This window comes from Pseudobutyrivibrio xylanivorans DSM 14809 (assembly GCF_900141825.1).
In the GTDB taxonomy this organism is placed as follows: domain Bacteria; phylum Bacillota; class Clostridia; order Lachnospirales; family Lachnospiraceae; genus Pseudobutyrivibrio; species Pseudobutyrivibrio xylanivorans.
Genome location: NZ_FQYQ01000003.1, coordinates 227,527 through 239,695 on the forward strand (window position 1 = coordinate 227,527; position 12,169 = coordinate 239,695).

Here is a 12,169-nt window from a genome sequence, read left to right on the forward strand (position 1 = left end):
CTCTTCAATTATTATAAATCGGTATACTTTGCGCTGCTCCCCTTAGCTTTATCCACAGGATACTTTGCTTCATTCTGATCCATCTTCTTATTGATAATCTCATCTGGATCTACACCAAGCTTATCTGCTAAGTTCTGACAGTACACCATCACATCTGCAAGCTCTTCTTTTACATGCTCCTCATCAAACCTATCGTTATCCCACTGGAAACACTCAAGTAATTCTGCTGCTTCAATAACTATAGATTTTGCCAAATGAACTGGTGCATGAAACTGGTCCCAGTCACGATCTTCGGTAAATTTTCTAATTCTGTCTATCGTTTCTTGTCTCATATTCATCCCTCTTATTTTGATGCTTTTATAAGCTCTGCTTGAAGTTCTGGATCACATGCATATATATACATACCATTTACTCCACGCGTCATAAGGACTCTAACCTCATGTTGAATTAAAGTTTCTCCAAACTTTCTTTTTGTTCCATCTGACAATGTTCTGTTTCGTACAGCCTTATCATTATGGCTAGCAGATGGATCAAATATAATCTTTCCGTCACGATATTTAACAGACGGTCCTATTATAACCCCCGCATAATTCAAGTCAAAACCTTGAATTGTAAATGTCGAACCCACCTCATTAATTGTCTGTGGTTGTTCTGCCCAAGCCAGGCCGTTGATAGCTCTCTTTTCTTTGCGAGTAAGTTCAGATTCTAATTCTCTATTCCAAGGTTTATGCCATCCGCCGATAAGCACTTCCCAATACTTAATCAAATGATTTACAGGACGATTTATAGAGCTATACTCCCAATCATAAGTAGCAATTACGCGCGATAGCGCCGAATCACTTTCGTTAGCTCTTTTCTTAATTTCCTTATCCAAAAGTTCTGGAGAATCAAATACTTTTATCGTATAGTCCTCAGATGCTCTTGGTATTTTCTTTAACTCACCCTTCTTAGTAAAAGAATCAATCCAATCTATAGTTGCCGCATCTGCATGCATTCGAAGCTGCTTATCTAAAACAATATAATTATCAACTGCCTTAGCCTGATTTCGATATTCGTCCAAAATCTGTGATTCCCAAAACTGTTCTGTAGTCAAAATTTGATTCTCATCAAACATAACTACTGTTACTCTTGCTCTATCAATGATATCCTTTAATTGATTCTGACCACGATAAGATTGTTTACCTTGTGTAAGCAACAAGTGAGCTTCATCTATAAAAGCAACATCTACTGGATTATCTTCTGAATGATTGTTTATAAAAGTGGTAGGCTTACATACAACCTTTCCATATTTTTCCGTCAATCCAAGTTTTTCTGCTATTTGTTCATAAACAGTTATCTGCTCATCATGATTTACTAACAAATGGCAATCAATTTTTCTATTGTCTTCTTCTGCCTGACAATATAATTCATAAAAAGTACTGCTATTCAATACAGTCTTGCCAGTTCCAGCTTCGCCCTCAATAAAAATAAGTTGCTTAGTTTCATTATCTTCAAGCGCTTTTATCACTTTTTGAATGATTAATGTTCTAGCATTTTCTTGTTCTTTTGTAAGTTTATGCAGCGGAGACGCCTTATAAATAGCAGAATCTTTTATTGAACTTTCTGTTGGAAAGAGTTCCTTATTCTCCTTACGCAGACCTTTCCAAATCTTTTGAAAAATATCATCTAATTCTTCAATGGGATAATAGCTATTTTGAGGATTTCCTCTTTGATTATGAACATGCTTTACCTTATCAACACTCATCAGGTAATGAATGAGTCTGTTTTCAACATCAAGTGTAAGTGATTTATTAAAGTGCTCATGGCCAATGATAAAAAGACGAGCATCCTTTTCTAATAGTCTACTCTGCCAGGCACTTCTATCTGAAGCTGCGTCATAATGCTGACGTGTTCTTTTAAAAACATCATTTGATTCACCAACGTATACTTCAAAGTCTCCAGATGCTTTCCAATTATGGATATAGACTGTAGGATAATTCATAATAATTTTCTGTGTCTTCTCATCCTCTTCTGGAAGCAAAACACTTTCAAAAAAATCCAACGCATCTCGACTGTCTTTAATTTGTCTTATAATTGGACTTGCCACTTTGCTGCTCATATTTACTGGCATATTTGCCCCCTCATATGCAAAATACCCTCCTGTACATACTACATTTAGTATATCACAGGGGGTAACTTTTGTGGCTTAATATAATATTTTTACTCTAGATTTTTAATAAACCTACACTTAGGATAATTACTGCAACCATAAAGCTGATTGCCAGCATTACTTCCCTGTTTAGCAGTACGTAGTACCAACTGGCCTCCGCATCTAGGACAAATTAGATTGTTCTCTCGATTTACATCCACTTTCTCTTCCACCACCTCATCAGTAGTGCTTGAAGTGTTATTTACTTCGGCCACCAAATCAGCATATTTCTTTAGGTAATCGTTCCTTTCAGTATCATTCATTGCAAGCAAGTGCTCACCAGTCTTCAGCATCGCCTTAGTACTATCTCTACACTCTGTCTTCAGACTCTTTAGGTAATTTATCAGCTGATCACAACGAATCACTTGCTGTTTTATCTCTTTTTTAGCATATCTATCATTAACTTATCCCCCTACACATTTACATTAGCTGTTTTGTAGGGAAATTATAGCATTGCATTGTGATTAATTTGTTCACTCCACAATCTTTTCACATCATAATAATTCAAAAAACAGGCAAAGCATTAAGCTCTGCCTGTTTAAATCACATAAATCTTTCCATAACCTCTGTTGTGTGCATAGAAAGAATTCCAGCCCCAAAGGCCTCCATTATTTCCGTATAGCTGTCATCAATAAACATGATTTCATCCATATTTATACCATCACGTTCTGCAATCATCTTCATGATAAGCACTTTCTTATGACGGCTCTCAGTAGATATCAAATCTCCATGATGTTCAAACACACCAGGGTAGCATTCTCTCAAGCGATTATACTTTGAATTGTACTCAAAAGAATTACTACATTCAGTGAGTCCATAGACCTTCACGCCCTGATTAAAATACAAATCATCAATCAGATTCTTTACTCCTCTAGGTGCCTGGCATCTAATGTAGGCATTGTTGTTGATATTGTACCTAAGCCAATCTTCCGGGCTCTCAAAACCAACGACTCTCTTGCCTTCTTCATTGTACATTTTCAGGCAAAGCAATGTGTTATCTACATCACCAAAAAGCATTTTTATCTTTTTCAACTTCTCTTGCATAGACCCCCCTCACTACTTAATCAATATGTTAATAGTTCTTCAAGAAAGCTTTCGCTTCATCCCTCATCTATTAGATTTGAAAGCTGGCAAAAATCCTAAATAAAATATGCGTAATTATCTTTTCTAGGAGCAGCTGGCTTTGCAGGCTCTTCTGCATAACCAAGGGCGCAGTGACCGATACCTTCATACTCGCCTTCAATACCAAGCTTCTTAAGAATGTTCTTGCCAAACTCTGACTCAAACTCTTCCTTTGCTCTATGAATCCAAATGCTTGCAACACCAAGACTTTCTGCTGCATTCATAAGATTGCCGATAACAAGTGAACCATCATACACATGAGTAGGAACCGCTTTGTCAGCAAGAACAATCAGAATAGCTGGTGCCCCATAGAATGGGTCAAAGCCTTCTGGCCAACCACCAATCTTTCTGTTCTCCTCTGCAATTTCATCTCTGAGTTTCTTATCTGTGACCGCAATAATGATTGGGCTCTGTTTTCCCATACCTGTAGCTGCATATGTACCAGCCTTAACAATTGCCTTAAGCTCCTCGTCCTTTACAGCATCTGGCTTAAACTTTCTACAGCTTCTTCTCGATTCTAAAACCTTTAATGTTTCGTTCATAATGTAATCCCCCTTTTTATTTCATAGGCACCGCCTTTCTCAAACATCGTGCCACCTACTAAAATCATTGTATCACAATAGTTCCTAAAACAATCCTAGAAACTTCTTTGTATATGATTCCGTATTTACGGACTGCACAGTGTAGCCTGTTTCAGCTACTGCTGCAATAATCTTATCTCCATCAGGTTCCTGCTCTGAGATAAAAGTACTCTCTCCTTTTGTATGAGAGCTTTTCACCTTCTGTGCATCCGGAACTACTCTCCTAATTACATCATTGATATGTGACTCACACATGCCACACATCATACCATCGATTTTTAGTGTTGTTTTAATCATAATTACTACCTCTTTATATATTCAATCATTCTTTGATATGCTGGAAATATCAAATCAGCTGCTACATTAACTCTATAAACACTCCCACCAACGCAGCTGGTATCACTGCAAACACGAGTCCTGGGAAAATACAGCCTTTAAGATGAAACCACTTTTGATGATACGCTTTATCCATGTGCTCAGTGCCTTCCAGACGGAACTTCTTTACATTAGCGAATAGCACCCAGTCCAAGAAGAAGGTATCATAGGCGCCAATCCACACCATCAGCCCAAAGGCAATTCCAAATCCCTGCCAGAATGTCGCTGCTCCGACAACCTTTGCGCAGACAGTAAGAATTGCTGTGAACACCAATATCCCGCAAGACTTTGCCAGCACCACATTCTTGGATTTGTAAGATACATCCACCTTCTCATGAGTCTTGAAGTACTCTTCCTGGATATCAGGAGGATAGTTATGTATACATTCTGGGCGATACATTCGCTCCCCTCGATACAGGGTAAAAAGTATCGTCGTAAAAATCGCTGCAAATATGATTGCTTCAATTACGAATACATACCAAATCATGACTCTTCCTCCTAGAACAATTCTACTTTCTAAAACTTATGTCTATGCCTATAAACCAGCTGCCATACTAAGGCAGAAATAAGAAATAGAACCGCGACAATCTGTTTTACTGTCATAGTACGCACCTCCTTAGTTCTTCTAACTGTATTATAGCACGTTTGGTTAGTTGTGTCTAACTCATAGCTAAAAAAAGAGACTGCAGTTAATCAGCCTCTTAATAAACAACTATCACCATGACAATTCTATTACATTACTAAAAACAAAGTTCCTGCTCCAATTAGAATACACCCAACAATAGACTTAGGTGTAACCTGCTCATGAAGGAATATGAATGCCAATACAAGTGTAATCACTACACTCAGCTTATCTATTGGAACAACCTTTGAAGCTTCGCCTATCTGCAATGCTTTATAATAACAAAGCCAAGATGCGCCAGTGGCAAGCCCCGATAAAATTAAAAATATCCAGCTCTTTGTGCTTATCTCACTAAGTCCCCTTTGAGCATTCGTCAGGAAAACCATTCCCCACGCCATTATCAAAACCACAGCTGTTCGTATAGCCGTTGCAAGATTAGAATTTACACCTTCAATGCCAACCTTCGCTAAGATTGATGTCAATGCTGCAAATACTGATGACAATATCGCAAATAAAAGCCACATACCATCGCCCCCTTATAGATAAATTAATCAAGTTTTATAACATTAATCACTGGCTCCTCGCTCCACTGCCCCTGCTGACCCACTGTAGGATTCGAGCCCTCATCTGAAAACCATACACCTGTCACAGGATAATAAGACAGGCATCCTCTGTAATTTCCTATATGACCTGCATCCACATCCAACAATGCCTGGCGAAGTTCCTGCAGTGATTCTTTTGGTATGAATGTTTCGATTTTGTACATTTTACTCCCACTTCTTCCACACATCTGGCTGATAGCCAACTGTAGACTGCTTACCATTTCTTACCACTGGTGTCTTGATAATCTGCTGAGACTCAAGCAGCTTCTCCAGCTTATCCTCGTCAGCAATATACTGAAAAAGTGCAACTGCATCCTTATCCTTTGCATCAGGATTTACAAGGTTGGAGATGCCACCATTTGCTGCTGCAACTGATGTAAGCTCACCCTTGCTCATTCCCTTTTCTTTCATATCAATAAACTGATACTTGATGCCGCGCTCTTTGAAAAAACGCTCTGCTTTCTTAGTATCATTGCATTTCTTGGTTCCAAAAATCTGTATGTTCATGCAAATGGCTCTCTTTCTATATCCTTATTTCAACCTTTACTGGCGACTTAATTAACTTATTCTCCCATTACCTTCTCAAACCTAAACATCCTTCAAATCCAACACTTTAATTCCATTCTGAATCAGAAGCTCTGCGAACACGCCCTGTCCATCAATCAGCTTTCCTGTGAAACTACCATCATAAATCTGCTTCACACCACAAGAAGGACTTCTCGACTGAAGAATCACTAAATCAACCTTTTCATCAAGTGCTTTATGCAAACTAAGCTGCGCACCAGTTCTAAATTCTTTATCCTTACTTTCTCCATTTTTGTTAGTGACAACTCCATCCACAATCTCACAAGGAATCCTTGGCGTAGGAAGTCCCCCTGCCACCTCAGGACACACCGGAATAACCTCATGTCCCTTTATGTACTCGGCAACCTTCTCACTATAATTATTGCCACCATTATATTTGCAATTCTGACCTAGCAGGCATGCACTAACCATGATTTTCATTGTTGCCTCTCTTACCATACTTATATACTCCATTTTATATTTTTGCTTCCCCGCTTCCACGGAATGCATCTATTAACCCGCTTCTTGTACTGGACATATTCCTCCCCATATAAATCAAGTAACCATTTCTCCTCAGTATTGATTAATGCTACTGTCATAATGAGCCAATCAATCACTGGCAGGATTAACATACTTACATTATGCCACATTAATAAGATACCTGTAAAAGCAATCCACCATCCGCTGTACATTGGGTTTCTTACCCAGGAATAAATCCCCTTAGTCTGCAACTTGTTTTCAGTGATTGAATCATCCATATCTGAGCGCATTGCACCAATATACCAGACCGCAACACCAACAGCTATCAATATCCCTCCAATAACACGAAAACCCACAGTCCATGGAGTCTCCAGTATTCCTATTTTGAAAACATATCCAAATAGAATAATCCCTATAATATTCACAACTGCCATGCCATAGACAATATATGGTCCCACCCCAAAAAGTGGCAACTTCTGTCCTTCTTTCATGTAATTCTTAAGCATCATTTTCCCCTTTGTATTTTTCTAGAGCATACTATTTCAATAACCTCTGCCAATTCAATACTTCTTAGCTCGAAATGCTGGTCTGTAGACTTTTCCATACGACCTGCCATAGTTGAGGATACATCCACCATTACATCATCCTTTTGTGGTGTGATGTAGAGTGTAAGAACATCTCCTTCCTTTAGCTCAGCTTCCTTCAAACCTATTTCAAATACATTCCCATTGCAGAAATTATCCTCAATAAGCTCGCCTGCCTCATTGAAAATGCTGGCAACATCTCCGCTGTAATCAATCTTAAGGATAGTGTCCTTTGCATCATCAGAAAGCTTTGGAATAGTAAATGTGAATCTACTCTGTCCGCACCTCTTCCACTGAAGCCCACGGACATTTTGATCGTGCAGCTCTGTCTTGAAGTTATTTCCATCCCAGACAACAGGAGTTTCAGAAAACAGAAACTTTACCCCCTCTTCTGTTTCAAATTCATAGTAATCCAGGCTTTCCTTTGTACTTAAAGTTACAAATCTAATTTCCTTATCTCCCGCACTTCGTGTAATTCCTAAGTCTTTACCTACTTCGACAATCACAGGCTCTTCACCATCGAATAAATAAGTTGGCTTCATTCCAGGAATTTCAAAGAAATAATAGGTAATTATGCCATCCTTTTCCACTTTGCTAAGAGGCTGAGCAGTAGCATATAAAAGCTTCACTCCATCAAGCTCCATATTGATAGGCAAAATAGCTGATTCGCCAGCTCCAATGGAAATATTACTTATTTTGATTTCTTTATCCTGTGTATTAATAATGATAGTTTCGTCCTTCTTATCTGTAAGTGTCGCATGATCCTGATAGTTGTTTATAAATAAGAAGCCAGCGTCACCATCAGTTCTTACAGCATAACGAAGCTTACTTGTATCCTCCGGAGTGATTTCTATATTGTCATCCGAAAGCATTGTAACCATATCGCAAATACGATATCCAAAATGTTTTGCAAACAAATGAATTCGGCGAAGTCTGTGATAGCTTGGTCTGATTTGCCCAAACTCTCCAATAGGTGCCTGGTAATCATATGAAATCTTCGGGCACTGATGCTCATTTAAAAATAGTCCATGCTCACCCTTAGGGTTATTACCACCGCGATACATGTAGTAGCCAAGGAAATTACAGCCTGAAGCCATTTTGATATTTGCCATCGCATCTACAGACTCAAATGGAATCTGGAAGCGATAGTTATAGTAGCTTGTCATTCCGCCACCCATCTCACAGCAAGCATAAGGCATATCCTCCGGCTTATAAAATGGTTCAAAATTGTAGGTGGCAGACACATCATTATTATGATTATCCCTGTAAATATATTCAGGAGTGGCCGGATGCTTATAGTCTGGATTTCCATAGTACATCCATGGCCAGAATGCATAGCCTCCCCACAGAGGCATCATCTCCTCCGTTGGAGTAGCTGCACCACCCCAACCTGTACAGGTGTAAAAAGGTGTGACTATTCCCTCTTCAATTGCTATCTTTTTAAGGGCAAGCATATAGGCATCACCTTCGGTACCACCGTTTGTCCATTCATTGGAGGTCCCAAGTGTCATCTCCCAAGGTGCTGCGGAATGCATATATTCATTATCAAGCTGTGCTGCTATTATTGGTCCACCATCCTTGTATAATAACCCCTTTACCTGAGAATAAATGGCTCTATAAAGAAGTCTGGTGTAATGTAAAAATTTCTCGTTTGTAGTGCGCACATCAAATGGCTTTCCATATAACCAATCAGGAAGACCACCGTTTCTCACCTCACCATGGTCGAAGGGACCAATACGAAGGATTACATACATGCCATGCTTTTTGCAAAGTTCAATAAACCCTCTAATATTTCTTCGGCCATCAAATCTAAACTGACCTTCGATTTCCTCATGATGATTCCAGAAAACGTAGGTGGCTATCACATTAAGTCCACCGGCCTTCATTTTAAGTATTGTGTCTTCCCATTGATTTTCAGGAACTCTGGAAAAATGGCATTCACCGCTGATGGCGAAGAAAGCTTTACCATCAACCATCATGTAATAATTGGTAAATCCAAGCTCACCTCCACTTGGATTTGTTCCCCAAAATTTTTCTGAAAGCTTATGTATCTTAAGCTCTCTTGCTTTTGTAAAATCAAGCTTGTGCTCCACTATATTACTCTCCTTAAATTTATTCTTTCACACCGCCACCGCCTAAAGATGTGACGATAAATCTGTAAAATCAGCATTGACATCAACATCTTTTTCTCTAGTTTAAAACTAAAGCGTGAAATAATATATGCAGAAATAGCTGAAATACTTACAGTTAAAATCATTGTCATCGTGGCAATCAGAAATGTATTTTTAAACCAAATCAAATAGTCTGTCTCATTGAAAAGATAGGTAAAATGCTTGTGTTCTTCAATAGAAGCCTGTTTAGCATTTGTATTTCAAAGGGAAAATCAATATAATTGGCTCATATTATTGAAAGAGATTTTAATATGAAAAATTTTAAAATATTAAGAGAACAATGCATACATGAGGTAACCCACCTCGGCATCAAGCTAGGTACCATCTCCTCATGGTCAATAAATACAAGAGCAAAAACACGCTGGGGGCTCTGCAAATTAAACCACGACGGAACCTACTCCATCGAAATTGCATCCCGCCTTCTTGCGGACGACCGCATCTCTGAGCAGGCCTGCAAGGAGACAATCATCCACGAACTACTCCACACCTGCAAAGGTTGCATGCGCCACACTGGCAAATGGAAGTACTATGCCGAAGTTGTTAACCATGTTTATGGATATAACATCAAGAGAGTCACCCAGGGACAGGAAAAAGGTGTTGAGAACTATGAAGGCTCAGAAATGAGCATCAAATATGTCTTCACCTGCGGCAACTGTGGTGCCACAATCTACCGCAAGCGCGACAGTAAATTCACAAGAAATTATAGATACTACGGCTGTGCCAGATGCGGCGCCGTAGCCTGGTCTAAAAAAACAGTATCATAGACATTTGATTTTACGGAATTTTGGACCAATCTATTCACTTTTTCCGTAGCCATTTTTGATAAATCAAAGCTCATTACGGAACAATAAGCCAAAACCAGCTCTTATTCCGTAGGGATTTAGGCACAAAAACCTTCTAGACTCTCCAGCTACCCAAAATCTTACGGAATTCTATGCACAAATGTTCCATTCTTCCGTAAAACCAGCCCAAACTACAAAAATGACTACGTAACAGCAAGCCAAAATCATTCATTCTTCCGTAATCCATGCCCCCACGCCATTAAATGTGCTGTGGCCCAGCCACAGTCCCATTCTTGACTTAACAAGTGGCAAATTATTTGTTTGCCCCCCAAAACTGCTTGCAGTTTTGCTGGGCTTGTCCCATTATTACAGGCAGCAATTGCAAACTATTTGTTTGCAATTGCTGCCTGTAGTGGTGTGCTATCCTACGACACTTTTTGCAACGTTCACATTATTGCTCAGAAAAAGCATCATAAACAATTTTATATAAATACTCTTTTTTGCTAAAATCACTTCCATCAGAAAAGAATGCATTGTATGCAACAAGAGCAGTTCTAACATAGCCAGCATTTTCTTCAAAAAGCTTTCGATTAATCATTATTCCTTGTGCTTCAATGAATTGACAGCAAAAAGTTATTGTAGTTCGAGTATTTCCTTCTCTAAATGGATGAATTTTCCACAATGCTGCTAAAGAATCGCAGAATTGATTTGCTAATTCTTCATGATTAAATGCATCCCATTCTTTTTCTCTCATGTCTTTCAATACATGATGAATATCAGAAACAATATCAAACGGATCAGAATACTCTACAGATTGTCCACCTAAAACATCTTCCTCTTTATAAATCGAAATAGTTCGAGGCGAACCCGCCCAATCAAATATATCTTGAAAGATAACCTGATGCATCTTAAGAAAATGTTCCGTGTGATAATCTCCCGGCAATGGATTAATTGCTACATCTTTTAATCGATATACAACATAATCAGCCTCAGCTTCATCCAGCAATTCTTGAGATTTTATACCAAGAATATTTTTTAGTACAGGAACGTCCTCATAAAGATAAGGATCACGCATTTGTGGACTCCTTCATCTTATATTTCTTATCTAAAAAACGCTTTGCATCCTCCATTGTTACTTCACCACGTTTTTCTTTTTCTATATATTCTTTAAAATCTTTAGTTGGCTCTAGACCGTCTACTTTAATCATACCTATTGCATAATTCCATGCGTCAGCATTAGTCATAATATCCGCCTCCTTTTCTATTATATTTTAACATATATCGGCATATATTTCGATTTATATCCGTGCAGTCTTTTCAATTAGTGTAGAAATACATTTTTACAGGCGAAAACTATTAAACCCGACGCAAGTGCAACGTAAATTTTTACGCCGCATTTTCAAAACTTTAAATATTTTTATTTTTTTGAAAGTAAAAAATGGCAGTTATCTTTCGATAACTGCCATTTGTAATGTTCATTATTCAATTAAAAGCTGGACAAACTTGAAGTTGTCTTTCCCGTGCAAATCGTTCTAGTTGCTCTGCCTTCTCTAAACGTCCCAGCTTTCTATAGGCTTCAGCTTCATATGAAAGTTTCAACACCGGAACCTGATATCCATTCCAATCAACATAATCAAGCAATGTATCTAGCGGGATGATGTTCTCCCATTCATCGGCTGGCTTTTTTTGAATAACTCCCATAACCTCAACTTCCATTCCATCAACTAAAAACTTTCCGAAGTGAGATCTAATCTTTTCATTACCACTAAAGGTTACAGGCTGTACCTCGTATTCCTTTAACAACTCGCCTAAGATATAAGCCGTTGCTTCATCAGTCTGAATATCTATATCGTGAGGCTCATAATCCATCCCCTGAAGTGCAAAAGATGTACTTCCTGTTAATCCCCAGCAAACATCCTTACCGGAATCATGTAATAGCATACATATCTTTAGCAATACTTTTTCATGTAATTCTGTAAGCATTGTGTCACTCCTACAAACAACGATTCTTAATATATGAGTAGAGGCTTTTATAGTCTCTGCTCTTTATTTATGATGAAGGTGATTGGTCTGACGGAATCTTCGATTGGGACACCAC

Annotated in this window: 17 protein-coding genes; 1 reads left to right on the forward strand and 16 read right to left on the reverse strand. The window is 38.5% G+C overall.

The window, feature by feature from the left end; genetic code table 11:
• Nucleotides 1-11: 11 nt before the first annotated feature.
• The 13 genes from BUA88_RS04105 to BUA88_RS04165 all read right to left on the reverse strand — a co-directional run bounded on the left by BUA88_RS04105 (nt 12) and on the right by BUA88_RS04165 (nt 9,211).
• A complete protein-coding gene (locus BUA88_RS04105; RefSeq protein WP_072913082.1) occupies nt 12-332 on the reverse strand; it encodes a nucleotide pyrophosphohydrolase in 321 nt (106 codons plus the stop codon).
• A gap of 11 nt (nt 333-343) precedes the next feature.
• Nucleotides 344-2,110 (reverse strand): DUF2075 domain-containing protein, encoded by a 1,767-nt coding sequence (locus tag BUA88_RS04110; protein WP_242939572.1) that lies wholly within the window; start codon nt 2,108-2,110, stop codon nt 344-346.
• Between the two features lie 89 nt (nt 2,111-2,199).
• Nucleotides 2,200-2,553 (reverse strand): topoisomerase DNA-binding C4 zinc finger domain-containing protein, encoded by a 354-nt coding sequence (locus BUA88_RS15870; RefSeq protein WP_242939573.1) that lies wholly within the window; start codon nt 2,551-2,553, stop codon nt 2,200-2,202.
• A gap of 178 nt (nt 2,554-2,731) precedes the next feature.
• Nucleotides 2,732-3,232 carry a hypothetical protein gene (locus tag BUA88_RS04120; RefSeq protein ID WP_072913084.1) on the reverse strand — a complete coding sequence of 167 codons (501 nt, stop codon included), beginning with the start codon at nt 3,230-3,232 and terminating at the stop codon, nt 2,732-2,734.
• Between the two features lie 95 nt (nt 3,233-3,327).
• On the reverse strand, nt 3,328-3,852 hold the full coding sequence (locus BUA88_RS04125) for a nitroreductase (protein WP_072913086.1): 525 nt from the start codon (nt 3,850-3,852) through the stop codon (nt 3,328-3,330).
• 84 nt (nt 3,853-3,936) lie between these two features.
• The gene (locus BUA88_RS04130; protein WP_072913088.1) at nt 3,937-4,188 is read right to left on the reverse strand and encodes a heavy-metal-associated domain-containing protein; all 252 of its coding nucleotides are present in this window, start codon (nt 4,186-4,188) and stop codon (nt 3,937-3,939) included.
• 61 nt (nt 4,189-4,249) lie between these two features.
• A complete protein-coding gene (locus tag BUA88_RS04135; RefSeq protein ID WP_072913090.1) occupies nt 4,250-4,753 on the reverse strand; it encodes a hypothetical protein in 504 nt (167 codons plus the stop codon).
• 245 nt (nt 4,754-4,998) lie between these two features.
• Nucleotides 4,999-5,412, reverse strand: coding sequence for an EamA family transporter (locus BUA88_RS04140; RefSeq protein WP_072913092.1), 414 nt, complete (start codon nt 5,410-5,412; stop codon nt 4,999-5,001).
• A gap of 23 nt (nt 5,413-5,435) precedes the next feature.
• Nucleotides 5,436-5,654 carry a hypothetical protein gene (locus tag BUA88_RS04145; protein ID WP_200798844.1) on the reverse strand — a complete coding sequence of 73 codons (219 nt, stop codon included), beginning with the start codon at nt 5,652-5,654 and terminating at the stop codon, nt 5,436-5,438.
• Between the two features lies 1 nt (nt 5,655).
• Complete coding sequence (locus BUA88_RS04150; RefSeq protein WP_072913094.1) at nt 5,656-5,997, reverse strand: arsenate reductase family protein; 342 nt, start codon at nt 5,995-5,997, stop codon at nt 5,656-5,658.
• Between the two features lie 81 nt (nt 5,998-6,078).
• Nucleotides 6,079-6,495 carry a 2-thiouracil desulfurase family protein gene (locus BUA88_RS04155; protein ID WP_072913126.1) on the reverse strand — a complete coding sequence of 139 codons (417 nt, stop codon included), beginning with the start codon at nt 6,493-6,495 and terminating at the stop codon, nt 6,079-6,081.
• Nucleotides 6,496-6,515: 20 nt separating this feature from the next.
• Nucleotides 6,516-7,043: a methyltransferase family protein gene (locus BUA88_RS04160; RefSeq protein WP_083572382.1), complete on the reverse strand. Its 528-nt coding sequence runs from the start codon at nt 7,041-7,043 to the stop codon at nt 6,516-6,518.
• A complete protein-coding gene (locus BUA88_RS04165) occupies nt 7,040-9,211 on the reverse strand; it encodes a beta-galactosidase (protein ID WP_072913098.1) in 2,172 nt (723 codons plus the stop codon). Before BUA88_RS04165 ends, BUA88_RS04160 begins: the two co-directional genes overlap by 4 nt.
• Before the next feature lie 329 nt (nt 9,212-9,540).
• Between BUA88_RS04165 and BUA88_RS04170 the strand changes: the two genes are divergently transcribed.
• On the forward strand, nt 9,541-10,053 hold the full coding sequence (locus BUA88_RS04170; protein ID WP_072913101.1) for a SprT-like domain-containing protein: 513 nt from the start codon (nt 9,541-9,543) through the stop codon (nt 10,051-10,053).
• A gap of 469 nt (nt 10,054-10,522) precedes the next feature.
• Here BUA88_RS04170 and BUA88_RS04175 read toward each other — a convergent pair whose 3' ends face one another.
• The 3 genes from BUA88_RS04175 to BUA88_RS16320 form a co-directional block, all read right to left on the reverse strand.
• Nucleotides 10,523-11,146, reverse strand: coding sequence for a Fic/DOC family protein (locus BUA88_RS04175; RefSeq protein ID WP_028246573.1), 624 nt, complete (start codon nt 11,144-11,146; stop codon nt 10,523-10,525).
• Nucleotides 11,139-11,315 carry a hypothetical protein gene (locus tag BUA88_RS04180; protein WP_176757607.1) on the reverse strand — a complete coding sequence of 59 codons (177 nt, stop codon included), beginning with the start codon at nt 11,313-11,315 and terminating at the stop codon, nt 11,139-11,141. Before BUA88_RS04180 ends, BUA88_RS04175 begins: the two co-directional genes overlap by 8 nt.
• Before the next feature lie 238 nt (nt 11,316-11,553).
• Nucleotides 11,554-12,054 (reverse strand): nucleotidyltransferase domain-containing protein, encoded by a 501-nt coding sequence (locus tag BUA88_RS16320; RefSeq protein WP_072913106.1) that lies wholly within the window; start codon nt 12,052-12,054, stop codon nt 11,554-11,556.
• Nucleotides 12,055-12,169: the final 115 nt, after the last annotated feature.